The sequence below is a fragment of the Variovorax sp. EL159 genome (assembly GCF_900100965.1).
In the GTDB taxonomy this organism is placed as follows: domain Bacteria; phylum Pseudomonadota; class Gammaproteobacteria; order Burkholderiales; family Burkholderiaceae_C; genus Variovorax.
The window spans coordinates 182,083-208,259 of sequence record NZ_FMUJ01000003.1 but is presented as its reverse complement, the minus strand read 5'-3'; the positions used below and the strand labels follow the sequence as shown (position 1 = coordinate 208,259).

The following is a 26,177-nucleotide window of genomic DNA, read 5'->3' as shown; positions in this document are numbered from 1 at the left end:
GAACAGGTGCGCCCGTCGACGGGGACGCCGGGCACGTGTCAGCGTTGCAGGTTGGCGCGCTCCTCGTCCGTCAGTTGCCGGCTCGCCGACGGCGGCAGGCTGCCGCCCCCGAGCACGCGGATCACGCTGCGCGGGTTGTAGGCGACCGGCGTGCCGGCCTTGCCGGCAGGTGCCTCGCTGTTGCTGTTGTTGTCGGGTGCGGGTTCGTTGCCGAAGCCGAGCACCCGCACCGTGAAGACCGAAGGCAGTGCCTGCCGCGCGGCGGCGCGTTCGCGCTGCATCGCGTCTTGCGCCGCCATGCTGGCCTGCGACGCGGCCGCGCTGGCGTTGGTCAGCGCGCCGATGTTCACCGACGCGATCACCGGCAGGCCCGACGACTCGCCCTTCACCTGGATGTTGGCCGCGTTGACCACCTGCAGCGCCGCCACGTTGACGTTGCCCGACACCCGGATGCCGGCCTCGCCCGCATCGATGGTGCCCAGCGGCGCGATCAGGTCGACGTCGCCCGGCGGCACTTCGGCGATGGGCGCCAGCGTCGCGATGCCCGCGCCCGAGCTCGGCACCTGCGGCGAGATCCCGACGTTGCCCACGTTGTCGTAGACCACCTTCGGCGGCGTGAACAGCACCGTCGTCTTGGAGCCGCGGCCGGCGTTGATGTCGCCCTTCTCGGACCACGCCAGGATGCTGCCGCCGAAGGTCGTCATGATGCGCGACAGGCCCAGCAGCAGACTGCCTTCGCTGAACAGGCGGATGTCGCCCTGCCCTTGCGTCATCACGCCCGACGTGGCCGGCGGCACCGCGCCCTGCACGCCGAGAATGATCTTGCCGCCCGGCGCCAGCATCTCGATGTCACCACCGAAATTGGTGCGCACGCCCGAGCCGCCGAACATCGTGATGTCGCCGCTGCGCGCAACCGGGTTGCCGGCCGCATCGTTGTCGGGGAACAGCGTGGCGATCATCTCGCGGCCGCGCAGGTACGAGCCCGTGCGGCTGCCGGTCTTGCCGTTGTATTCGCGGCCGCCTTCGCGCAGCTCGGCGTAGTACACCTGCCGCAGGAAGATGCGCTGCTGCTCCGGTGCGAGGCCGTAGAAGTACGACAGGGCCTGCGCAGTGCTGCCGCTGAAGCCGTAGCGCGCCTTCAGCCACGCGGCGAGTTCGACCTCGTAGGTCTTTGCCGCCTTGCCCGGTTGCTGGGCCAGCGGCGTGCCGGCCGCCGCGAGCTTCGACGGATCGAGGTAGCGCGCACGGATCGCCGACATGTCGAGGCCTGATGCGCCCACGCCCGCCATCAGCGCGATCGACGCGCCCGGCCGCGTGTCGCCCGCCACAACCGGCCCGATGGACGTGATGCCGCCCCGGTCTTCCTGCAGCAGGTTGCGGCCCGCCGAGACTTCGAGCGTGCCGGGGCCCGCGACGTCGAAGTTGGCATAGAGGATGTCGCGGCCGGCGGAGACGATGGAGACGTCGGTGGGGCTGTTGTGGACGATGAGGTTGCCGTGGAGCTTGGCCGCATTGATCTCCCTCGGACCTCCGGTGGAGGTGCCCGGTGCGTTGCCGGCACTGACGATGTCCCGGTTCGCCTTGATCCAGACCGGTCCGGCGGCGTTGTACCAGGCATCCACGCCAGGTCCTCTGTCCACTGTCTCGCCGGTCTTCAGGCCGACGATGTCGCCACCCGCGGCGTAGAAGCGGATGGGCGATGCATCGGCCGGACGATCCAGGCGCACCGCCGCCGTGTTCGGACCGAAGGCGAAAAGCGTGGGGCCATTGAACGTCGTCGTGATGCCGTTGTTCGACAGCGCCGTTCCGTCCCTGGAAACATTGCCAACAAGGATGTCGCCAGCCCCGTAGGCCTGGCCGACGAACGCGGGATTGAACGGCGTCGGCACCGGCGTGCCCGAGCCGGACATGCCGACCGAATACTGCCCCGCGTAGATCGATCCGCCCGCGAGCATTTCCAGCTCGCCCGATGTCGATGGTGCAAGGGTCAGGCCATAGGCGATCTTCTCGGGGATGCCCACGGTCTGCGGCAATGCCGCGTAACCGTAGTAGAGGCTCCCCGTCAGCGCGGCGGCGCGGAAGATCGAGGGATAGACGATCCATCCGTCCTTCGACGTGACCGCAGGGCTGACGTCCCCCGTCGTCGTGATGGGCGCAAGCTGGCCGCCGGCCGACACCAGGTTGATCGCGCTGTGAGGGGTCCAGAGACTGAACCACCCCTGGCCGCCCCCACCGTAGCTGCCGCCGCCGGCGGAAAAGGCGGAACTGTTCGGTGTGTTGCCACGCCCCGGGTCGGACGCCCCACCGAGCACCAGGTCACCGCGTGCCTGCAGATAGATCGCCGTGTCACCCGGTACGAGATTGATGCCGGCCCGGGCATTTCCGTAGGCTGCCGTGAAGGGATCGATGCCGCGTGCATCGGTCGGGTCGTTGAACGCAAAGCTGCTCGACAGGTACTGCAGGCCCACACTACCGATCGAGGCGGCGCTGACCTGCGTGGTGCCGCGCAGGTTGGCGATGGCACCGGCCAGCGGATTTTTTTCCGCCACCGTGCCGAGCTCGCGATGCGGGTTGAGGGCGCCGGCAATGCGCATGTCGATGTCGCCGCCGCCCGTCAAGGTCAGGCCGCCATCGGCGCCGACCCGGCCCGTGCCGCCCACTGCGACCATCAGGCCATCGCTGCGGTCGACACCGCCTACCGCAAGGCTGCCGCGCGTGCCCATCGTCCCGGCATCCCCGCCCACGCGGACGCGCACGTCGCCGCCCCCCAGCGTACCGATGCCGGTGAAGCCGGTCAGGTCGGGCGCTTTTCGGTCGCTCGCGGCGCTGGTGGTCGGGGTGTAGGTGCCGAAGTTGATCCACCAGGCGGTCGGGACCGGAGTACCGATCGCCGCCGTACCGGAGCCCTGCCGCCAGAGCCAGTTGCCCGGCACCACGCTGCTCGTCGCGGCGCCGGTCAGGTCGCCCACCAGGTTGCCGCCCGCAGCGACCAGCACATTGCCGCCCTGGTCGGGATACCAGGCGTGGTAGCCAGCGAGCGCGGCGCCGTAGTCCACGGGCTGTGTGCCGAGCAATGTTCCGTCGGCGGCCGTGCCGCGCGGGCGGTCGAAAGCGGCACCCACGGCCGTGGCGGCCCCTGCGGTGTAGACGCCGTAGAGCGAGTCCATCCGGATATCGCCGGCGGCAACCAGGTCCAGATCGCCCGTTCCGGTGCGAACGACACTGAAGGCCGGCGAGACCGGGTAGCTTCCCGTCACGATGGTCTTGTCGGCGACCACCTGGCAGAAAGATGGGTTGGCCTTGCACAGGGCGCGATCGGCCTCCTGCACCGGTGTTCCGGCGGCATGCCCTGCGGGGTTTCCCACGGCCCAGACGTAGTCGGGTTCGAGGCGGCACTGCTCTGCAATGCTGCAAGCGTCGAGTTGGTCTGGCGGTACGGGTTTTCCTGGCTCGCCGCCGAAAAAGTTGTCGTCGGTCCAAACCTGGGTTCCACCAGGAACCGTCGACGTGGCGTACCCCTTGACGGCATGTGTATCGCCCAGCTTGATTGCACCCGACGACGCCGGATTGAGCGCGCGCCGGTCGGCGGAGCCCAAGTCGGCGCCCGCCACCAATTGCATGTCCCACGAGGTGGCGCCCGCGCCGAGCATCGGCGCGACCGCCCAGTTGCGTCCCTGCACGCCATTCGTCTCCGGGCGCAGGTTGATCGGCTGGTTGTTGGGAAGCTCGATCCAGGTGCCCGACGGAATCAATGAGCCCCGCGCGAGCTTGACCACGCCGGTAGCTGTCATATCCACCGGCAGCGCCACGCCCTTGGGCCAGGTCAGCGCCGCCACGGCCGCCGGTGCGCGCAGTGCCGTTCCGGCTCCGAGCCGCATGCCGGCGCCAAGCGTCACGGCAGCCGGCAGCACCGCACCGGCGGCGTAGGCCAGCGAGCCGTCGGCGTTGTAGATATTCGCGGCGACCACCGTTCCCGCCGGCAAGCCCAGCTTGCCGGTCAGCACCGCGTCCACCGGCAACACGGTGCCGGCGGGCAAGGTCATCGCGGCCACGGCCACGCTGTAGTTGAGGGTCGATCCGACCGGAAAGCGCGTACCGGTATCGAGCGTCACGCCGTCGATCGGCACCACGACGTCGCCGCCGAATGTGGAACTGCCATTGGCACCCACGTAGCGCGCCTCCGCCAACACCCAGCCACTGTCGTCAGGCGTCGCTGCGGGTGGCGCGAAACCGTCGTTGATGCTGCCGTGGATGTTGAGGTTGCCGGCCGCGCGGATCGCCAACCGTCCCGGCTCGCCGAAACCGCGCCGCGCCGGATCGCTGCGGTTGGCATCGGGGCCATAGCGATAGCCCGAGAAGTCCAGGTCGCCCAACACCGTGAGATCGCCGTGCGGGTTGAGCACGCTGTCGCTGACGATCTCCACGCCGGGGCGCAGGTGGTAGCTGCCCAGGCCCGACAGCCGGCTGCCCAGTGCGACATTGCCAATCGCCGCGTTGATGAAGGACTGGCTGTCGCCATCGATGCGGTCCAGGTAGCCCTGCGTGATGAGCTGCGGCCGGTAGCCCGACACGTCGGGCAGGCTGGCCAGCGGCGCGTCGTCATAGCGCCGGAAGGCGTTGACCGCCACGGTCTTCGCCCCCTGGATGACGGGCGCGCCATTGACCGCGACCGCCACGTCGTTGGTGCCGACACGCGGCGCATTGAGGTCGAGCGTGCCGCGTGCGCGGCCGTCGTTCTGGCCGGCGCCCGTACCCGTGGGTACCTCGGTGCCGGCACGCAGGTCGATGCGCACACCGCTGCCCAGCGTCAGCGTGCCCGCGCTGCTGGTGAGGTCGACGATGGCCCGGTTCGGGCTGTCGATGATCTTGCCGTAGCTGTCCACGCGCAGGCCGGTGCCGTGCGCATCCAGCGTGCCGTTGACACGCAGGTCGCCCTTGGCCGCCAGCCGGATCGTGCCCACCTGGTAGCCGCTCGCATCGATGCGGCCGTCCACGCGGAGGCTGCCACCGTCCAGCGTGATCGCCACCTCGCGGGCCTTGACGCCGTCGCCCACGGCCAGGTCGCCCTGCTTGATCTGGAAGCGGCGGGCGCCGAATACGCCGCCCTCGTTCAGCCGGCTGTTCAGGCCCGCGAAATCGCCGAGGGTCTGCGCCCGCACGCTCAGCTCGGCCGCGTCATAGGGCACGACCGTGCCGCCTGCGTCGTAGGTGCCGCTGCTGCTGCCGCGGATCGCTCCGGCCAGATCGACGCGCCCGGCGCCCGCGCCCAGTGCGGTGGCCTCGACCGTGCCGCCACGGTTGAAACGGGCCGACACGTCGATGCTCGAGCCCGCAGCCTGCGTGATGTTGCCGGCGGCGCTGGACAGCACGAAGTCGCCGCCCCAGCTGTACTTGTCGACATCGAACAGCGACACCTTGCGCCCCGACAGGTCGACGCGCGAGGCTGCGCCCAACACGATGTCGTCGGTCGCCGACAGCACCAGCCTGCCGGAGGGCAGCACGACGCTGCCCTCCAGGCCGATGCTCTTCCCCCTCAGTTCCAGTGTTCCGCCCAGCGCATCGTTCGAAGCGCCCGCGCCAGCGCCTTCAGGCGCGGAGACGACGATGGCGCCGCCTGCGGTGATGCGGGTCTTCGAGCCCGCCTGCCCCGTCAGCAGCGGCGACACGATGGCCAGGTTGCCGCCTTCGTAGGCGTAGCCCGTGCCCGGCGTGTACGCACCCTGCCGGCGATACACCGACAGCGTGCTGTTGCCGTCGGAGGTCACGCGCTCGGTGGCCGCCAGCTTCACGTCGGCAAAGCCCAGCGCCATGCGCGCGTCTGTCGTGGTGCCGCTGACTTGCGCGTAAGGGCCGTGGCCCAGCACGATCGAACGGGCCGAAATGTCGAGCCGGCCGGCGCCCAGGAGCCCGGCAATGGCCGCGCCCGGCTGGCTGTCGGTGCCGGTCCAGACGAATTCGCCGGCACGGATCGCGGCCACGTCGCCCGCCGCGCCATAGCCGTAGATGGCGGGCGTGCCGAGCACCAGCCGGCGCAGGCTCGATGCGTCGAGCTTCACCGAGCCGTACATGTTGACGGCATCGCGCGCATTGAGCGTCAGCGTCTCCAGCGCCGGCGCACCCGTGGCCGTATTGCCGGCCAGCAGTTGGTCGAGCTTCGCCTGGTTCAGCACGAGGCCGCGCGGCAGCTGTCCGTTGGCGCTGGCGGCGGCGATGCTCGCGTCTTCGCCCAGGTTCACCGCGGCGAGCGCCAGCAGAAGATTGCGTGTGCCGTACGAGACGTTTCTGGACAAGGTCAGCGCACCGTCGGTGGCCACGGCCAGCGTGCCCTCCGACACCAGCCGGGTCGTGCCGTTGCAGACCGCGCTCACGCAACTGCCGATGTCGATGGCGACCGTCGTCCCGGGTTGCTGCCCCGGGGAAGGTTGCGCCAGCAAAAGGTTGAACCAGCCGTTGGACAGGGCCAGCACGCCGTTGCCGGTGAACACGTAGCCGTCGCTCGAACCGTAGCTCGGCGCGCCCTTGCCGATCGTGCTGAGCGAGGCACCTTCCTCGATGGTGATGCGGCCATCGGTGATCGAAGGCGCGGCGGCCAGGATGATTTCGGCGGCGGACAGGCTCGCGCCGCTGCGCACGACCAGGCTGCCCGCGCCTGCGATCTGGACCAGCCCGCCACGCTGCCCGTAGGTGCTGCCCATGGTGCCGTTGAGCAGCAGCCGGGGTGCGTTGAGCTTGTTCAGCGCGCCGTCGTAGACCGATGCGCCTGCCAGGGTTTCGTCCGCTGCCTGCCCTGTCGCCAGGACCTCGCCGACATTGCGCACGCTCACCGTCCCGCCGAAGCCCTTGCTGCCGGCCTGCGCACCCAGGCGCAGATCGCCGTCGAACTTCAGCCCGGTCCGGTCGCCATCCTCTTTGGCGGGCCTGGACAGGAAGATGTCCAGCGTGCGGGCATCCGAGGTTTGCATCGCGCGCAGAAAGCCGCGCCGTGCCGCGTCGGCCAGCACGAAGGCGTTGTAGTCGGTCTCGGTGTAGGCCGAGTAGCTGCGCACCTTGTCGGCCGGGGTGATGACGACCTGGTTGGGCAATGCGTCGCGGATCGGGGTATCGGCCACGCCCAGGTAGCCGCCGGCGACGTAGGAGCCATTGCCGGTGCTGGTGACGCCCGACAGGCCGACACGGTCGGCGGCGCCGATTTCCACCCGGAAGGCCCCCGGCAGAAGCGCGTAGCTGGAAGGCATCAGCGTGTAGGTGCCGGCGGGCAGGCCCGGCACGCCCGCTGGCACGGTAATCTGCTGCCCGATGCCCGGCGTACCGAAGCCCGCTTCAGGGGCCACCGGCGCATAGCGCGCCGCGCTGCCGGGCACGATGGCATAGACGGCGTTTCCGGCACGGCTGTAGGTGTTGACGGGGTTGGCATTGGCCAGGGCCGTGGTGAGCACGTTGACCGAACCGCCGCGTCCGCTGACGAAGCCGGCACCGGTCAGCGTGCCGCCGCCCGACAGGTCGAGCACGGCGCCGGCCTGTGCGTCCAGATGCCGGGCCTTCACCTGGATGCCCTGCGACAGATCGCCGACACCGCTCAGCACCACCGGCTGGCCGTTGTACTGGTAGCTCAGGCCGTCGACCGTGCCCCCATAGGGCATGAGCAAGCCCGCCCCGCTCACCGAGGTGATGCTGCCCGGCAGCAGGGTCACGCGCTGCGTCAATGCGGTCTGCTCGTCTGCCTGCGAACCCAGGGTCAGTTGCCCCAGCGGGGCCCGCACGATGCCGCCCTGTTCGATGGTCTCGGCGCCAAGGCTCAGGCGGCCAAAAGCCGAGTACGGCATGGCCACATCGCCTTCGCCATAGCGACGGATGGAAAGAACGCTGCCGGGGGCATAGCCCGTGCCCGAAGCCATGTAACCGGCGACGATGGAGCCCCCACCGCCAGTGCTCGGGTAGATCTGTGCCGCTGTCAGCAGGAGATTTCCCGTTGTCTTCAACCCGGTGCTGACGCCACCCAGCACGCGGAAGTCGCCACGGCTGGTCAGATCGACGGCGTCGAACCCGCGTCGGTCGACGGTGTAGCCCGAGGGGCGCAGGTTGACATCCGCGTGCGTGCCAAAGCCGACATCGTCACGAAGGTCGATCAGATCGGCCAGCACCGAGAACGAGCCGCCCCGCGGCTGCTGGGAGGGCCCGTTGGCCCAATGGGCCCTCGTCATGGTCGTGCCGTCCTGGGTTGCCCTGCGCGTCGTGCCGGCCAGGCGCACATAGGGCGCGGACAGCGACACCTTCGAGGCGGCCGCTGCGTTCTCGCCATGGGCATAGGTGCCCGCATACAGGCGCAGGCTCTGGTTCATGGCAAGCGCGACATCGCCATCGAAGCTGAGAGGCCCGTCGACAAGCATCGAAAGATTGCCGAAGCCACCGGCCCCGATGCGGTCCACGCCGATGCGCGCCGTGCCCGTGACCAGCCGATTCTTCGCGTCCGACAGGCCTCCTGCGCTGGCCAAGGCGCTGTCGCCTTGCGTTTGCGCCACCACCAATTCGCGGTGCCGCAGGATGCTGCCGCTCGCCGTCGCGACGTCGTAGATCGGCGAGGCCAGCGCCAGCGCCAGCGTTCCGCCCGCCGCGCCAGGGCCACCGGCCGCTGCCCGCAGCGTTCCATCCAGGTACAGGCCGTGGTTGGACTTGAGCACGATGGTGCCGCCGTTGCTGGCAACCGTCACGGGCGCCGGGGCACGGCCCGGCGCGTTGCCCACCGGGTCGAGCACGGCGCTGGTTCCCGAGGCATCGAGCAGCGCGCCGGGCCGGATCACGGTGAACACGTCGGCCGCATCGGCCTCGCTGGTCTTCTCCCAATCGAGCGTGCCACCGATGCTGATGGTGCCGCCATCGGCGACCTGGCCGTACACACGGCCGAAGTTGTCCCGCGCGGTGGCTGCACGCGCCGCGACGTCGAGCACCGCGCCCTCGCCGATCCAGACCAGGCCGGGCGTACCGGGCGCCGTGCCTCGGGGCCGGTCGATGGTGATCGCGCCACCTGGGGCACGGAGCGTGCCGTTGACCGTGACATCGCGGCCCAGCAATGTGATCGACTGGCCGGGGTCCACGGTGATCGCCGTGCCCGGCCGAAGGTCGATCGGACCACTGGCCGCAGTCGCGATGCCTGTACCGATCGTCGACTGCAGCACCACGCTGGCACCACCGCGCTGGGTGAGCACGCCGCGCACCGGGTCTTCGGTCCACACAGGGGGCGTCCAGCGCACGAGCGCGGTGGCCGGTTCGCTGCCGGTGGCGACCGTGTTCGCGGTATCGGCAAATCGGTAGACCGGCATCGCAACATCGAGCCGGGTGTTGTCGGCGACCACGGTGCCCAGATGGCCGTTGAGGTCGTAGCGGGCAAAGCCCGACTGGTAGACGGCCGCATCGATGGCGGTGTTGGCCAGGGTGGCCATGTCCTGTTTGAAGACCGAACCCGCGGCGACCTTCGTGCCGCTCTTGAGCGTGAAGTCGACCGGCGCCGCCTTGCCAGCAGCCACCGTCACGGTTTGCGGCCGGATGGCGAATCCATCCGGAAAGACATTCGCCGGCAAGACATAGCCGGCCGGGAACACGCCGTTGTCGGAGATGCCGATGAGCACCGAGCCGGCCGGCAAGGTCACCTTGGGCGTACCGTCGCCGTCCCTGCCACCGCTGAAGGTCTGCGGCACGCCATTGACGATGGCTTGCACAGCGTAGAAGGCGGCGTTGCCTGCGGATGCGCTGGGCAACGTCCAGTCGGCCGCCAGGGTGACCGTGTTGCCCGGGCTGTTGGCAAAGACCGGCACCGTCCCTACGGCCTCGCCAGGCCGGGCGCGCGTGCGTTCGTAGCGGTAGTCCACCGGCAGCAGGTCGCCGGCGCGGACCTGGTAGTCCTGCAGCAGCACCATGTCCAGCGGTGCGGCATCGCCCGCACCCAGAAGCCCGCCGGTGCCGCGCACCTTGCCACCAACCACGATGCCCGTGCCCGAGGCCATGCGCAATGTGCCGCCGCCGTTGACGCCATACCCGCGGATGTCGCCATCGACGGTCAGCAGGCCATAGGCCGGCGCACCCGCGGACTGCACATCGGCCCACAGCGTCACGTCGCCTCCGCGCCCTCCCCGTGTCTTGCCGTTCGCCAGCACGGCACCGCCCGAGGACACGTCGACCGTCGCGCCGGCCACGAGCGTCACCGCGCCCGAGCTGCGGATGTTCACGCTGCCGCCGTCCAGGTACGGCATGCCGCGCCCGTTGGCCGGATCGAGCTGCAGGTTGCTCCACAGGCCGCGCGCATCCAGCGTCACGCCCTTGGCCACGGTCACCTCGACCGGTGTCTTGTCCGCGGCGGGCATGGGTCCGTCCACGATGCCAGTGCCCGTCATGCTGCTGAGCACGTTGCCCAGCACGATCGACCCGCCGCGCGCCTTCAGGTCGGCGTTGACCGCGACCTGCGTCGCATGAAGCTCGATGTTGCCGCCCGGCTCGACCGAGAGCGCGCTCCCCACCGTCACGCTCTTGTTGGCCACCGCGACGATCGCGCCCAGGCCGAAGCCGTTCAGGCGTTCGCTGTCGATGTACAGCGCGTCCTTGCGCTCCTGCGGCAACGCGCTGCCTTGTGCCAGGCCGTTGCCGAGGTCCGGTTGCGCATGGTCGAACACGATGCGGTCGAGCGTGGGCAGCAGCGTGCTGTACTTGCCGACCGGACCCAGCTTCGCATCGGCGTTGTAGCCGGTCGTGTAGCTGCCCAGGATCAGTTGCGCTGCGTGCGCCGCCGCGTTGTGCGATTGGGCATAACCGTCGAGCGCCGCGTCGGCCTTCTCGGTCTGGCGCGGTCCCTGGTAGGCCTTGGCGGTGATGTCGCCTTCGAGCACGGCCGCGCCCGTGGCCACCACCAGCCGGCCTGCGTCGCGGCCCACCGTGTAGCCGTTCTCCATGCGCTGCTGCGGCCCGATCAGCGGGTTGTAGAAATAGTCCGTGGTCTTGTCGCCCCAGCGCTTGTGCTCGTCCTCGAAGCCCTTGTAGAGGCCCGTGTACGAGATGTTGGCCGGCGCGTTCGACACCTCGTAGAGCCTTCCGTCCGAACCCTTGAGCCAGCTCTGGCGGATCGCGCCGGTCTGCACGTCGAGCGTGCCGCCCGAGAGGTTGATGTTCGAGCCGGCCTGCGTCACCAACTCGCCGCCCGAGAAGGTCACGGTGCCGCCCTGCGCGGCCCACTCGCCGATGCCGTGGCCCTGCAGGCCCAGGTAGCCGCCGACCTCGAGCAGGCCGCCCGGGGTGTACCAGCGCTCCTTGTCGTAGCCGCCCGTGCCCGCGGCCACCCGCACCAGCTTGCGCCGGTCGATCCACACGTTGGCGTTGTTCAGCATCGAGGTGTCGCGGTTCAGCGGTGCGTCGCGCTGTTCGTTGCCCTGGATGTTGACCTTCACGTTGTTGGAGGACATGGCCACCTGCACGCCCACCGCGCCCGAGACATCGAGCCGCGCGCCGTCGGCCACGGTGCTGCGCCCAGTGGCCTTGCCGCCCGCGCTGACCGCGATCTGGCCGCCGGTGGCCAGCGTGGTGGAGCCGCCTTCGAACAGCACGCTGCCGCCCGAGACGATCTCGATGCGCGACTGGTCGCGGCGGTCGTCCAGCAGCGAGAGGTTGTCGAAGACCCCCTTTGCATCGGCGCGCGTGGTCGCCGTCAATGCGTCGCGCTGGCTGTCCAGCGCCGTACGGCCGTTCCTGTCGTCGATCAGCACAGCGTTCAACGCCTTCTGTGTGACGGTGACGATGCCCAGCTTGTCGCTGGCCGAATTCAGCAGGTGGATCGTGCCGCGCGTGTCCACGGTGGTGGTGGCGAGCGCCACGCCGTCCTGCACCACTCGGCGGCCGGCCAGCGTGATGTCGCCTTCGGGCGCCTGCAGCAGCCCGGTGTTGGCCACGCGGCCCGCCGTGCTGTCGGCGTTGAACTGCGGCGCCACCTCGTTGCCACGCGTGGTGGAGCCTTGATTGGCCGCCGTGCTCTGGCCGGGGCGCACGATGAAGAAATCGCCCGCCGCCAGTTGCACCTGCCCGCGCGGCGTCGTGATCGTGCCCGCGTTGCTCACCTCCTGCCCCATCAACAGCACGTAGCCGCCGCCCTGCTTCACCGAGCCCGGCGTGGCGGTCGTGATCCGCGCGCCTGCCTCGACCGTCACCGCGCCGCCCGCGTCGGTGAAGCTCGGCGCGTAGCTGTCCTTCGTCTGCGCGCTGTGGATGCCGCGTGATTTGAACTGGTCGTCGCTGATCTTCGCCGCGGCCGCCACCAGATTGCGCGTGTCGACCTGACTGCTGCCGCTGAACACCACGCCGTTGCGGTTGGCGATGAGCACCGTGCCGTCGGCCTTGATCTGGCCCTGAATCTGCGATGGCCGCGCCTGCGGGTCGTTCACGCGATTGAGCAGCGCCCAGTCGGCCTGCTGCTTGAAATCGACCGTGGTGTTGCGCCCGACGTTGAAGGTCTCCCAGTTCAGGATGGCCCTGTCGCCGGTCTGCTGGATCGCCACGTTCGTGCGGCCATCGGCCTGCTGCGTCTGCACGGGCGCGTTGGCGTTCTGCCAGCCGGCCGTGAGGCTGTTGGTGTCGACCTTCAGGCCGCCATCGGCCAGGCCGTTGGGCACCGACGACGGATCCTTCAGCGCCGCATCGCGCGCAGCGGCCTGCGCCGCCTGCTGCGCGGCAATGGCCTGCGCTGCGAGGTTCAGGTTGCTGATCGAACGCTGCAACTGCGCATTGGCCTGCTGTTGCTGCTGTGTCGGCCCCGCAAGGCTCGCTGCCGGCATGCCGTTGGGCAGCCGGCCGGTCTGCACCGCACCTGCCTGCGCCGCCCCCTTGTCCGCGAACCACGCGGGGCTGAAGGCCTGGCCCGCATGCGCCGCACCCAGCGCACCGATGGCCGCAAGTGCCACGGCCATCGAGCGCGCCATCGGTGTCAGGCGGAGATCACCGGCAACGATTTCGCTGGAACCTGCGGCGGACCGGCGCGAACGGGAGGTGTGCGGATTCAAGACCATGATTGCCTGGGACGAAGGTTCGGAGACAGGTTGTCGGACGCAGCGAAGGAATCCGCGCTGCGACTGGAGATGCGGATGTCGCACGCGCCAGCCGGAATTCGGGGGCGGCGGGCATGCCTTGGCTGTTCGCAGGCGACGGGCAGCAGCAGCCACAGCGCCATCGCTTCGCGCCAGGCCTGGGCATGCGCCGTGCTGCGCGCGCACCAGGCTTCGAGCGCCACGAACTCCGCCTCGCCGGCGCGAAAGCGGTTCAGCCGCACGAGCCAGTCCAGCGCTTCGCTCAGGCAGCTGTCGTCGCTGCGCGCGTCGCGTGGCCGGTCGTCATGAGGCTTTGCTTCCATACCTGCATGACGAGCCTGCGCGGGGCAACCCGTAAATTAATTTCGGGAAATCCGCGGCACTGCACGCGCGCGTCAGCTCAGCACGACGATGCCGCCCGGCAGGCTGCGCATGCGTGCGCCATACAGCTCGCGAATCATCAGCGGCGCGTTGTCGATGCTGCGCAGCGACACCTGCATCCGCACCAGCGTGCGGCCCAGTTCGTCGTTGCGCAGGAAGACCTTACCGGGGCGATAGCGGTTGATTTCGGCGACCACCTCCGACAGCGGCATGCGGTCGAAGGACAAGGTCCCGGTGCGCCAGGTGCTCACGCTGGCCACATCCGCGCGCACCACTTCGCGCAGGCCCGTCGCGTCGTAGGTCACCTGCCGCCCTGCCTCCAGCGAGCGCTGCTCGCCGCCCACCGAGACCAGCACGCGGCCATCGAGGCAGGTCACGCAGACCTGCGGGCCTGTATGGCGGATGTTGAAACGCGCCGCGCGTGCCTGCAGGCGCCCGCCACCCGTTTCGACGAAGAACTCGGCGGCGCCCGTGGTCACGACCTCGGCTTCGCCGCTCACCAGCTCGATGCCGTGTGCGTTCGCGCCGCCGATGCGGTTGACCAGCGTCTGGGTGTTCATGCGCACGCTGGCGCGCTCGCCCAAGGCGACCTCGCGTTGCTCGCCGGTGGCGGTGCGGTAGTCGGCCGCCATGTCGGTGACCGAGGGCCACAACCCCAGCGGCGGCTCGACCGCCAGCACGCCCGCCGCCACCGAGGCCGCGACCGCGCCACCGAGGAATGCGCGGCGCCCCGGCGAATGCAGGGCCCGCGAAACACCGGCCCACGAGAAGGCGCGTGTTCGCGACGCCTGGCGCGCGGCCTCTTCGGCCAGCAGCGGATCGAGTGCCGACCAGATGCGCATCACCTCGCGCCATGCCTGCGCATGCGCGGTGCTGTGCGTGGCCCATTGCCGGAATGCGTCGGCATCGGCGCGCGTGGCCTGGCCCGAATGCAGGCGCACCCACCAGGCTTCGGCCTGGCGACGCAGCGCTCCGGGTTCAGGTTCGTAGGAGGACATGGCAATCATCAGTATTTTCTCGGCCCGGCAAAGTGCCCGCGCTGGGCGGCCTCCACATCCGGCAAATGCTTCTTGCAATACTCCAGTGCCGCGCGAAGCTCTTTCTCGACCGTGCTCACGGACACGTCGAGCCGCTGCGCGATCTCGTCGTTGAGCTGGCCCTCGACGCGCGCCGCCACCAGGATGGCACGGCGCCGCGCGGGCATGCGGCCCAGCACGAGGCTCAGCGCCTGCACGTCGCTGCGCGCGCTGGCGATGCGCTCGGGGTCGCCGGCCTCGTCCACCACATGCACCAGCTCGGCGATCTCGCCGCGCACCAACAGCACGTTGTCGTGGCGGTAGTGATCGGTGGCGATGTTCGCGGCCATGCGCAGAAGGTAGGCGTCGGCGTTGTTCACCGAGCCCGTGTCGCCCATGGCGGCGAGCCGAAGCCACGTCTCTTGCATGGCATCGGCCGCATCGTCGCGCGAACCCACAATGCGCTCGAGCTTGCCGCGCAGCTCGACATAGCGCGCGACCATGCGCGCGCGCAGCGAGGACGAAGTGCTTTCGCTCATGGCACGCGCCCATCCGCGCCGGACACGGACGCTTCGCAGTCGGACTGCGCGCCCGGCCCCTCCGGCAGCAGCAGGACGACCAGCGGCTGCGGCAGCGAAGGCGGCGGCGGGCTGCCGACGGACATGCCGCGCACTTTCAGCTGCACGGCCGCATCGCGATCGGACACGCCGGTCGTGCTCAGCAGGCGAAAGCGATCCACCGTGCCGCGCGCATCCAGATGCAGCTGCAGCGCCAGGCGGTAACTGCCCGGACGCGTCTGCGTCGAGGCACACAAGGTGCTGCGCAAGGCCTGCTGGACCTGGGCGGCATAAGACTGATGCAAGACTTCCCCCTCGTTGAATCCCGATGCCTCCATGCCCGCGGGCTCGGGCAGCAGCGGCAAGGCCTTCATGCCCGGAAACCGCGACGCCCGGATCACCACCGACGTCGCGCTCGCGCGGCGCGCCTCCAATCCCGTTCCTGCCAGCATTGCCTCGAGTCCTTCCGGCGCGGTCATCGTTCCGCGCACCGTGCTCGAAAGCCGCTGTGCATGCTCCCCGTCGATCAATACGTCCAGCCCCGTGACCATGCTGTAGACAGCGATGGCATCGCCCAGACGCTGCGCCGCGATGTCGAACTCGATGCGCGCAGCGGGTGCCGTCGAAGCCATCGGTGCTGGTTGCTGCGCGTGCGCGTTGCTCGCGGCAGCCCCTAACGCGGTACCGACCAGACACCAGGCCAGTGCCAGAACACCAACCGGTGCCGAATTCGCTGTCATACCGGATGGGTGCACATGCTCCTGAACTGCCGAGGCCGCCGCCCGACGCACAGGCCACGTCAGCGAACCCAGACAACGTTAGTCCTCGGTGGTGACGTTCACATGACATTGCTAAAACGTATGCAGTCGTTGTCATTGGCCGCGGTGGTCGATGGCGCGCACGGAACAAAGCCCCGGGGCCCGGGCCACGCTTTCGCGCAGCCCGTTGCCTCGGGGCAGAACCGCAGCCGGCAGCCACCGCATCGCGGCGGCTGCACGGGCGCGATCAATCAACGATCAGGGACGGCCGATGCCGTTGCAGACGTTGGTGTTGCCGATGCCTTGCGAGCTGGAGGTCGTCAGGAAGGTCGTGTTGATCTTCGACTTCCAGTTGTCGGTGCCGTTCGTGCCGTCAGGCAGTTCGACGAAGCCGTGCTGGCGGATCTTGGCGCTCGGAACGTACAGGCGGGCCAGGAAGGACTTGACCTTGGTCAGTGCGCCGGAGTTGGCATAGCACTGGTTGACCAGCAGGTTGGTCGTGCCGAAGATCGGGTAGGCGGCGCCAGTGCCGGTGACCGGCGGCTTGATGTAGGCCGGGACCCAGGCCAGCGGGTCGGTGGAAGCGCCGTTGATCGGCAGCACCTGGGCGCCGAGTGCGACCTTGATCGAATCGGCGACCGGCAGGAAGCCATTGACCTTCGCAACGACCGTGTTGTTGCTCGGGTTGTAGGCCGGGTCCGGGCTCAGGTAGCCGATGCGGCCGGCCGTGCCGAACGAGCTCGACATGCCGCCGTTGCCGTCGACAAAAGTCCAGATCGCATCGGTTGCCGGATCTGCGGGGTCGGTGGCCTTGCGGGGTTGCGGGGTTCCAGCCGGGATCGCGCCAGCGACAACCTTGCGGAAGTCGTTGGAGACGATGAAGTTGGTGCCCGAGCATGCGGCGACAAGGTAGCGGCTCAGCAGTTCCGTGGTGCCGCTGGTTTCGTTGCGATAGACCACTTGAACCGGCGTGGTGTCGGTCGTGCCGAGCACTTCACCCCAGGTCCGGCCGCCCGGCGTCTTGGAGAAGATGGCGCAAACCTTGGCATCCGACAGGTCCAGGTTGGTGACGGCACTGACGGTGGAGCTCTTGTAGGGCACCAGCACGGCGGCGCCGACGGCGGGCAGCTGGATCAGGGGGCCCCAGCCTTGCAGGCGGGTCTTCGGAGCCGACGACGTTCCGAGGAAGTTGTCGTTGTTGTAGCTGTCGCGTTCGGCTGCGGTGAGCGCCGAATCGCTGCCGGCGAAGTGCACCGTTTGCGTGGTCGGCCAGAGCGGACGGGAAGCCTGGCTTTCGTCGCGGAACTCGCTGCCGGCCGTGGCTTGCGGGTTGTTGTTCAGGAAGGCCTTCTTGCCGGCGCCGCTGCCCGTGCCGGTGTAGCTGTAGTTGGTTTGGCCGACGCCGCTGGGCAGAAGGTCTTCATACAGGGGCTGGGGCAGCGTGGCGCCGCCGCCGACGGAGATCTGCGCCGAAGCTGCACCCGCAGCCATCAAACCCGCCATCATCACGGCCGACAGGGCGACCGTCTTGAACTTTGCATTCATGGAAACTCCTTTGAATGGACCAAAAGAAATGAGCTGCCAAGGACAGGCGTTGTTTGTGTGTTTCGCCTGCCCTTTCGCTTCCTGTGTCGCCCCTCTGGCGACGCCTTTGATCTTGCTTTTGGGAGGTGACAGCAGCCCGAAAAAAGCTCGGGAACACCGCGTTGAAAGTTCCCGAATTCATCGCGCTTTTTTCGCGCGATGCTCCCGAGAATTCAATGCACCATCTGGTTGATTTCCATGATCGGCATGAGCACGGCGAGCACGATCAACATGACCACGCCGCCCATCGCAAGGATCATCACGGGCTCCAGCAAAGTGGTCAGGCGCATCGCGCGGCGCTCCAGGTCACGGGAGAGGTTCAGCGCGGCACGCTCGAACATGGCCGCGAGCGCACCCGTCTTCTCGCCGCTGGCCACCAGATGCACGAGGTTCGACGGAAAAATCTTTTGCGCTTTCAGTGCCGTAGCGAGCGGCGTGCCCTCTTTCACACGGCCGGTGGCTTCGAGCACGCAGCGCTTGATCCATTCGTTCACCAGTGTCTGCCGCGCGGCCTCGAGCGCACGCAGCAGCGGCACGCCGGCATCCATGAGGATCGACAGCGTGGACGCGAAGCGCGCGGTGTCCACGCCCAGTGCATAGCGCCCCACCACCGGCATGCGCAAGATCAAGCCATGCCACCGCAATCGCCGCCCCGCATCGCGCAGCGACGCGCGCGCCAGCGCCCACGCGCCCACGATCAGCCCCGCCGTGAGCCAGCCCCATTCGCGCACGAAGGCGCTTGCAGCCAGCATGACGCGGGTGATGGTCGGCAGCTCCTGCCGCGCCTGCGCAAAGGCACCGATGACCTGCGGCACCACATACCCGAGCAGGAACACGACGATGCACAGCGACACGAAGCCGACGATGGCCGGATAGATGAAGGCCGTGAGCACCTTGCCGCGCAGGTTGTCGCGGTTTTCCAGGTAGTCGGCCAGCCGTTCCATCACGCGCGCGAGATCGCCGGAGTCTTCGCCGGCGCTCACCAGCGCGCGATAGATCTGCGGAAAGTCGCGTGGCCGCTCGCCCAGTGCATCGGCCAGGCGCATGCCGGCGCGCACGCCGTCGCACACCGCGCTCAACGACTCGGCGACGTGCTTGCGCTCGGCCTGTTCGATGGTCGCGACCAATGCGGCTTCGAGCGGCAGGCGCGCGCCCAGCAGGCTTGCCAGTTCGCGCGTGGCCCAACACAGATCGGCCGCGCCGAGCTTGGGGCTGAGCCACGCGAGCGCCCCACCGCTTGCGGCCTTCTCTCGAATGTCGAGCGGCGTGAGACCGCGCTCGCGCAACTGGGCGCGCACCGAGCGCGCGGACTCGCCTTCGGTGGTGCCGCGCTGGATCTCGCCGCCGGCGGTGGCGGCCTCGAACTCGAAACGTGCCATGTCGTGCAGCCTCCTCAGGCGTCGCGCGTCACGCGCAGGATCTCCTCGGCGGTGGTGATGCCCTCGCGCACCCAGCGTTGCCCGTCTTCACGCATGGAGCGCATGCCGTGCCGCACCGCCGCGGCGCGCATGGCTTGTTCGTCGCCGCCCTCGTGGATCAGGCGCCGGATGTCTTCGTGCACCACGAACAGTTCGTGGATGCCGGTACGCCCCTTGAAACCCGAATGGCCGCATGCCGGGCAACCCACCGGCACGTACGCGACGCTGCCATCGGGCTTCGTCTGCTGCACCTTGCATGCGGGGCACAGGCAACGCACCAGCCGCTGTGCGAGCACGCCGAGCAGCGAGGACGACAGCAGAAAAGGCTCGATGCCCATGTCGGTCATGCGGGTGACGGCGGAGACGGCGTCGTTGGTGTGCAGCGAGGCCAGCACGCCGTGGCCGGTGAGCGACGACTGCACTGCGATCTGCGCGGTCTCCAAGTCGCGGATCTCGCCGATCATGATGTTGTCGGGGTCTTGCCGCAGCGCGGCGCGCAAGGCCGCGCCGAAGGTCATGCCGATCTTGCTGTGCACGGGAATCTGGCCGATGCCCGGCAGGTCGTATTCGACGGGGTCTTCGACGGTGAGGATGTTGCTGGTGCTCAGGTCGAGCTGGCCCAGCGCCGCGTACAGCGTGGTGGTCTTGCCGCTGCCGGTGGGGCCGGTCACGAGCACGATGCCGTGCGGCTGGCGCACCAGCCGCGTGAGTTCGGCCAGCGTGTCGGGCGCCATGCCCAGGCGTTCGAGCCGCAGGCGGCCTGCATCTTTTTCGAGCAGGCGCAGCACGGCGCGCTCGCCGTGTGCTGTGGGCACCGTCGACACGCGCACGTCGATCGGGCGGCCGCCGACGCGCAGGGTGATGCGCCCGTCTTGCGGCAAACGTTTTTCTGCGATGTCGAGCTGCGACATGATCTTGATGCGCGATATCAATGCCGCATGCAGCGCCTTGCGCGGCGCCACCACATCGCGCAGCGTGCCGTCGACGCGGTAGCGCACCACCGAGTGCGTCTCGAACGACTCGAGGTGCACGTCGCTGGCGCCATCGCGCGCGGCCTGGGCCAGCAGCGCGTTGATCATGCGGATGACGGGTGCATCGTCCTGCGCATCGAGCAGGTCAGTGACGGCGGGAATGTCCTGCATCAGGCGGTCGAGATCGACCTGCTGCTCGACCGCGCCGACCACCGATGCGGCGTCGTCGGCATCGGCATAGCTGTTGCCGAGCAGCGCGTCCATCTCCTGCGGGCTGACCTGTTGCAGCGGCAGTTCGCCCAGCATCAGGCGGGCCTCGACAATGGCCCAGCCCGGCGTGCGTTCGCAGACCACGAGCGACGGCGCGGCGCCCTCGTCATGCCGCACGATGAGGCGCTGGCTGCGCGCCCATGCGTGGGGCAGCACGGCGGCTTGCGGCACGGCGCTCATGGCGTCACCACCATCTCTGGCCGGTAGCCGAGCTCGCGCAGCACGGCGATGGCGTTGTCCACCGACTGCGGATCGCGTGGAACGTCTGCGCGCACCATGTTGCCCTCGCCGCCCGGCCCGCTCACGATGTAGGCCCCAATGCCGCTGATGCGCACCCGCTTGACGACAAGCACCGCATCCGATTCGGTCTTCACGTCGGCGATCTGCACCACGGCGAGCTTGTCGTTGGCGCTGCCGTAGAGCGCGGTGGGGTCCGAGTCCACCGTCACGCCCCTGGGTAACTGCGAGCGCGTGACCGGCAGCGGGGCCTGCACCTCGGGCGACCGGCGCAGCTCGGTGGCCGACGCGGTGGGCGGCGGTGTCTGCTCGCGCGTGCGCTCCCAGTTCTGCGGACGCAGGTCGACCTCGGGCGCGCGGCCCACGGTGGGCACGTCCGAAGGGGGCAATGCAGGCCCGCCGAGATCGGGCAGCACCCCATGAGGCATCGGCCGCGAGCGCCCCTGCCGCGCGCGCATGAAGTTGTAGCGGTCGAGCGTGAGGCTGCGGCTCGCGTCGGCATCGCGAATCACGTAGGGCCGCAGAAAGACCATCAGGTTGGTCTTGACGCGCTGGCGCTTGTCGTAGCGAAACAGGTTGCCCACCACCGGCAGCGAGCCCAGGCCCGGCACGGCGTCGGTGCCGTTGGTGACGTTGTCTTCCATGAGCCCGCCGAGCACCATGATCTGGCCGTCGTCGACCAGGATGCTGGTGTCGAGCGCCCGCTTGTTCGTGACGATGCCGCTGGCCGCGCTCGATGCCTGGTCGTCGATGCTCGACACCTCCTGGTAGATGTCGAGCTTGACCGTGCCGCCCTCGGAAATCTGCGGGCGGATGTTCAGCTTCAGGCCGATGTCCTCGCGCTGGATGGTCTGGAAGGGATTGGTGCTGCTGTTGCCGTTGGTGATGTACTGACCGCTCACGAAGGGCACGGTCTTGCCGACCATGATCGAGGCGGCCTCGTTGTCCAGCGTGAGGATGTTGGGCGTCGACAGGATGTTGGCGCCGCCCTTGGTCTGCAGCGCGCGCGCCAGCAGCTTGAGGTTGAGGATCTCGCCCACGCCCGGCAATTTGACGGTGCCGTCGACCACGCCGATGTTCAGGCCGCGCGGCATGGCCTCGATGGTGTTGCGCGCATTCGGGTTGAGCGTGGCACCGCCGAAGTTCGCACCGCCGATCACGCGGCCGTTGCCCCCGCCGGCCATCCACTGGATGCCCAGCTCGGAGACGTCGGTCTCGGTCACCTCGACGATCAGGCTTTCGACCAGCACCTGCGCGCGCCGCTGGTCGAGCGTGTCGATCACCCGGCGCAGGCTGCGGTACATCGGCTCGGGTGCCGCGATGATGAGCGTGTTGGTGGTGGCATCGGCCTGCACCGTGACGCCGCCGGCCGAGAAGGCGGTGGAGCCGCTGCCGCCGCTCGCAGTGCCGGACTGGCCGCCTGTGCCACCCGCGCCCCCGATGCCGCGCAGGCCACCGCTCGTCGAGCTGCTGCTGCCACCGCTGCCGGTCGTGCTGCCCGTGCCACTCGTGCTCCGGTTCGAAGAACTGCTGCCCGCCGCGCCATTGCCCGCGCCGTTCGCGCCCCCTGCCCCGCTGAGCATGCCGCCCGCGCCCAGCGCCGCACGCACCGAGCCGCCGCCGGTGGTGGCCGGGTCTGCTGGCGACTCGCCCGTGAGCAGCCCGCGCAGCACGCCCGACAGGTTCACTGCCTGCGCGTTGCGCAGGTAAACCACGTGCAGGTTGCCCGGATCGCTCTGCGCATTCTCGAGCTTGGCGACCAGCTCGCGGGCCAGCGAGGTTCGCCCCGGGCTGCTGGAGCGGATCACGATGCTGTTGGAGCGCGGGTCGGCCAGCACCACGATGTCGCGCTTGCCTTTGTCGCCGCTGCCTTCCAGCAGTTCGGTGGCGAGCCCGGCGATGTCCACCGCCACGCCGTTCTTCAGCTTGATGACTTCCGAGTCCAGCGAGGTCGGCGTGTCGATGCTCTCGATGATGCGGGCCAGCCGTTCGAGGTTGTCGATGTAGTCGGTCACCACCAGCGTGTTGTTGGCCTGGTAAGCGGTGATGGTGTTCTCGGCCGCGATCAGCGGCTTGAGCACCGGCACCATGGCCTCGGCGTTCTCGTAGTTCAGCCGGAAGGTGCGCGTTGCCAAGCCGCCGCCGGGGTTGCGCGTGTTGACCGAGCCGCCCTGCATCTTGGCGTCGGCCACGGGCACGACGCGGCTGACCTCGCCCACATCGACGATCGCAAAGCCACGCATGCGCAATGCCGACGCCAGCATGCTGTAGGCCGTGGCCGCAGGCACCTCGCCTTCGGAGACCAGCGTGATCTGCCCCTTCACGCGCGGGTCGAACAGGAAGTTGCGGCCCAGGAATCTGGCCAGCGCCGAGACCACGGAGGTGATGTCCGCATCGACGAAGTTCAGCACCACCTTGTCGTCCCTGCCGCTGCGGGCGGGCTGCGGCGCGGGCGCGCGCTCCACGGCCGCGGGTGCGCCGGCTGTCGCGCCGGTCGCGCCCATCGCACACGGCGGCAAGGCGGCCAGCCCGATGCAACAGGCCACGGTCCATCGGCGCATCGCTGCGCCTTTCATCTCTCGTATCACGGGCCATCCTTGTAGAGTGAGGTGGACTGAAGCTCCACCACGCCGCGCACATGCCCTTGCGGGCCGGCGGCTGGGTCTGCGGCGGCGCTGTCCGTGCGGTCGAGCACAGCGCCGGTGAGTTCGAGGTCGGTGCGGGCAGACACGGCCAGCAGCCACGGAAAAAACTTCGCGGCAACAACCGGCTTGGCGAACTCGATCCGCCATGCCTTTGCCGGCACGGGCTTGCCGGTGGTCGGCGGTGCATCGGCCACCATCGCATCGATGCGGTAGAGGCCCTGCAGGCCTGCGCGGTCCAGCCCTGCCTGCAGCGGTTCGCTCGCACCGGCGGCCGGTTGTGCCGTTGGCACGCCCGACAGCACCTGATCGAGTTCGGCGGATTGCGCACGCAGCTTCGGCAGGTCGCGCTGCCAGCGCGTGACGTTGTCGAGCGCCGGCTTCGCGAAGGCCAGCCACAGCACGGCGAGCGTCATCACGAGGGCGGCGCTGCACACGGCTAGGCGATCGCGCGAAGACAGCGCGCACCACCGGGTCGTTCCCTCGCGCAGCCATTGCCGTGCCGGAGCCAGGCGGTGGAGCATCGGACGCAGGCGGTGGAGCATCGGACGCAGGCGGTCGGCGATCACGGCGCGCCCTTCTTGACGACGGCGCTGTCGGGCGCGGTGGTGGCCACGGTCACGCGCATGCCCTCCGCGTCGCTTTGAACGGCGAGGCCTTGTTCGGTGGCCTTGGTCTGCAGCGCATGCCACGCCTCGGCGCTCGGCGCGGCGCCTTCACGCCAGCGGACGCGCAGTTCGCCCGCCGCGTAGCGCAGCCCCTGCACCTGTCCCGGCGCCGCCTGTGCCAGCAGGCCCGTTGCCACACGCAGTAGACCCGCTGCATCGCTGGTGGCCGATGGCACCGCGCCGGCCGCGAGCGCCTCTTTCTGCTGCTTCGCCTGCTTTACCGGATCGACGACCACCGGCACGTCGGGAAAGGCTGCCTTCACCCGCGCCGCCATCTGCCGCTTCAACGCCAGCCCTTGCGATGCCAACTGGCTCGCGTAGACGTTCAACCCGGTCAGCCACACCGCAACGGCAACGACACCCCAGGCGACCGCCGGCCGCACCAGCGCCGCGGCTGCTTCGTTGCCCTCGGCTTCGCCCGACGACAACGCCCAGCGCCAGCCATCGCCCAACCAGGCTTCGGCCGGATCGCCTTCGCCGTTGCCCATCCATTGCACGGCCGGAGGCTCCGCATCGCCACCAGCCTGCGCCGCCACAAGAGCCACCGCGCGGTCCACACCTTCAGGCAGCCACTGCGAAAAGCCCTGATGCAACCCCGTGCGGACCACGAGCCAGCGATCGACCTGGCGGGCCACCCAGCCTTGCGCCGGGCATGGCAGGAACGCGGCCGGAAGCTGCAGCTCGCGCACCACCAATCCATGCTGCCGCAGCAATGCGAGCCAGCCTTCGATGACATGGCGCGCGATCCATGCGGCAGGCACGACGCCGTCCGCGCCGCGCGGGCCGAAGCCCGTCACCAGCCGGTCCAGCGGCTGCAACGCGCAAGGCTCGATGGCGCCCTGCACCGCCGCCTGCAGCCGCCGGCCCGACAGCGGCGGCAACGTGAAGGCGGCCATCGGCACGTCGCCGGGATGCAGGCCGACTTCGAGCCGTTTCGCGTTGAAGTCGCCGGCGATGGCCGACAGGGCACGCACGCCGCCGTCGCGCCACCGCCCATCGGGCAGGCGGTAGCCACAGTGCACGGCGATATCGGATGCGTCGCCGCCCGTCCACGGCGGCAGCACCAGGCGCAGCAGATCGACCTTCACACACCCTCCCGCAACCACACCACGCGCGGCAGCGAGCGCTTGTCGTCATGCAGCAGGGCCGTCAGAACGAACTTCGTGCGCACGGTGTCGAGCACGCTCGCCACGCGAAACCAGTTGCTGGTGATGCCCACGCGCAGCTCGGTGAAGTCCTGGTCCGGCATGCGCAGGCGCTGGGTGAAGTCGCCCCGGTTGATGAACCACTGGCCCTTGTCGCGCGCCGCCAGCAAGGCGCGGGCACGCTCCAGCGAAAGCCCCGGCACGCCCGAGGCCACGACCTCGGCGCTCGCGGTGTTCGAGTTGATCCAGGTCCGCTCGGGCAGCACGGTCACGAAGGGCGTGAGCCGCGCGAGCACGTTGCCGTCCACGCCGGGCACGGCCAGCAGGTCTTCCAGTGCGCGCAGCCGCGGCGCCTGCGCGGTGCGCGGCAGTTCGGCCGGCAGGCCGAGGCTTTCGGAGACCTTGGCCGCCTGCACGCGAACGGTGTCGGGCACATTGCCGGCCGATTGCTGGTCGGCGTCGCCCAGGCTCAGGGCCACGCGCCGCATGATCGACTGCGCCTGCGGCGCGGGCACGCCCACCAGCGCGCACAGGCGCGTGAACACCTCGGCCTCGGCCGGATCGATGCGCCCCCGATCGACCAGGTTGCGCAGGTTGAACTTGCCCTGCTCGTCCGTGATCTCGCTGACCAGCCGCCCGCCATCGGCAGCGACCTGCCCCGCGCCCTGACGCGAGAAGGCCCGGTTCCACAGCCCGTCGAGCCGCGTGGTCGGTTCGCGCGCGGCCTCGGCGCGCAGCGTGCGCTGGGCCTCGCCCACTTCGCCGCGCAGCAGCCACCGGGCCTGCACGCGGAACTGCTCGCCCTGGGTGGTGCGGATAAAGCTCGACTGCCGCCCGAGCAGGCTGGCCGCCAGCACCGCGATCACCGCGACGATCAGCAGTGCGCTCACCACCGCCATGCCGCGCAGGCGTTCTTGCGCGGACGGGCATCCGCCCGCCTTCACGCGCCCCGGTTTGTCCGGCATGGCGCTACCAGGAGCCGATGTCGGCGTTGGCTTTCTCGCCGCCGGGCTCGCCATCGGCGCCCAGCGAAAACACATCGACCTCGCCGTGGGTGCCCGGGTTCAGGTACTGGTAGGGGTTGCCCCAGGGGTCGGCGGGCAGCCGCTCCAGGTAGGTGCGCCAGTTGGCCGGCGGCTTGCCGGCCGTGGGCTTTTCGACCAGCGCGCGCAGGCCCTGCGTGGCGCTGGGGTAGCCACCGTTGTCCAGCCGGTAGAGCTTCAGCGCCTGCATGATCGCGGCCACGTCCTGCCGGGCGGCGGTGGCGCGGGCCTGGTCGGGCCGGTCCATCAGGCTGGGCACGATGAGCGCGGCCAGCACGCCGATGATGACCAGCACCACCATCAGCTCGATCAGGGTGAAGCCGCGCTGCAGCGGGGAGACGGAGCGCCGACCTGCGCGACAACGGGTTGAACGTGCGGCCATCTTCCACTCCCGGAACAAAGGACATCAAGGGCTTTCACGCGGTCGATCCT

Annotated in this window: 13 protein-coding genes; all 13 read right to left on the bottom strand. The window is 69.4% G+C overall.

The window, feature by feature from the left end; translation table 11 throughout:
• Positions 1–38: 38 nt before the first annotated feature.
• The 13 genes from BLQ28_RS13040 to gspG all read right to left on the bottom strand — a co-directional run bounded on the left by BLQ28_RS13040 (position 39) and on the right by gspG (position 26,127).
• Positions 39–12,950 (bottom strand): filamentous hemagglutinin family protein, encoded by a 12,912-nt coding sequence (locus BLQ28_RS13040; RefSeq protein WP_176801100.1) that lies wholly within the window; start codon positions 12,948–12,950, stop codon positions 39–41.
• Between the two features lie 77 nt (positions 12,951–13,027).
• On the bottom strand, positions 13,028–13,378 hold the full coding sequence (locus tag BLQ28_RS13035; protein WP_093239748.1) for a FecR/PupR family sigma factor regulator: 351 nt from the start codon (positions 13,376–13,378) through the stop codon (positions 13,028–13,030).
• 72 nt (positions 13,379–13,450) lie between these two features.
• Positions 13,451–14,434 carry a FecR family protein gene (locus BLQ28_RS13030; RefSeq protein ID WP_093241598.1) on the bottom strand — a complete coding sequence of 328 codons (984 nt, stop codon included), beginning with the start codon at positions 14,432–14,434 and terminating at the stop codon, positions 13,451–13,453.
• Positions 14,435–14,442: 8 nt separating this feature from the next.
• The gene (locus tag BLQ28_RS32965; protein ID WP_176801099.1) at positions 14,443–14,991 is read right to left on the bottom strand and encodes an RNA polymerase sigma factor; all 549 of its coding nucleotides are present in this window, start codon (positions 14,989–14,991) and stop codon (positions 14,443–14,445) included.
• Positions 14,988–15,641 carry an STN domain-containing protein gene (locus BLQ28_RS32960; RefSeq protein WP_176801098.1) on the bottom strand — a complete coding sequence of 218 codons (654 nt, stop codon included), beginning with the start codon at positions 15,639–15,641 and terminating at the stop codon, positions 14,988–14,990. Before BLQ28_RS32960 ends, BLQ28_RS32965 begins: the two co-directional genes overlap by 4 nt.
• A gap of 384 nt (positions 15,642–16,025) precedes the next feature.
• Positions 16,026–17,312: a substrate-binding domain-containing protein gene (locus tag BLQ28_RS13020; RefSeq protein WP_093239744.1), complete on the bottom strand. Its 1,287-nt coding sequence runs from the start codon at positions 17,310–17,312 to the stop codon at positions 16,026–16,028.
• Between the two features lie 212 nt (positions 17,313–17,524).
• Positions 17,525–18,730 (bottom strand): type II secretion system inner membrane protein GspF, encoded by a 1,206-nt coding sequence (gene gspF, locus BLQ28_RS13015; RefSeq protein WP_093239743.1) that lies wholly within the window; start codon positions 18,728–18,730, stop codon positions 17,525–17,527.
• Positions 18,731–18,744: 14 nt separating this feature from the next.
• Positions 18,745–20,190 (bottom strand): type II secretion system ATPase GspE, encoded by a 1,446-nt coding sequence (gene gspE / locus BLQ28_RS13010; RefSeq protein WP_093239741.1) that lies wholly within the window; start codon positions 20,188–20,190, stop codon positions 18,745–18,747.
• Positions 20,187–22,808 carry a type II secretion system secretin GspD gene (gene gspD / locus BLQ28_RS13005; protein WP_218121929.1) on the bottom strand — a complete coding sequence of 874 codons (2,622 nt, stop codon included), beginning with the start codon at positions 22,806–22,808 and terminating at the stop codon, positions 20,187–20,189. Before gspD ends, gspE begins: the two co-directional genes overlap by 4 nt.
• Positions 22,809–22,831: 23 nt before the next feature.
• Positions 22,832–23,458 (bottom strand): type II secretion system protein GspM, encoded by a 627-nt coding sequence (gene gspM / locus BLQ28_RS13000; protein ID WP_093239740.1) that lies wholly within the window; start codon positions 23,456–23,458, stop codon positions 22,832–22,834.
• Positions 23,455–24,645, bottom strand: a complete 1,191-nt coding sequence (gene gspL, locus BLQ28_RS12995; RefSeq protein WP_093239738.1) for a type II secretion system protein GspL — start codon at positions 24,643–24,645, stop codon at positions 23,455–23,457. Before gspL ends, gspM begins: the two co-directional genes overlap by 4 nt.
• Positions 24,642–25,667, bottom strand: a complete 1,026-nt coding sequence (gspK, locus tag BLQ28_RS12990; protein ID WP_176801097.1) for a type II secretion system minor pseudopilin GspK — start codon at positions 25,665–25,667, stop codon at positions 24,642–24,644. The genes gspL and gspK overlap by 4 nt, the downstream gene beginning before the upstream one ends.
• Before the next feature lie 4 nt (positions 25,668–25,671).
• Entirely contained in the window at positions 25,672–26,127 is a 456-nt protein-coding gene (gene gspG, locus BLQ28_RS12985; RefSeq protein WP_093239734.1) for a type II secretion system major pseudopilin GspG, read from the bottom strand.
• Between the last annotated feature and the right edge of the window lie 50 nt (positions 26,128–26,177).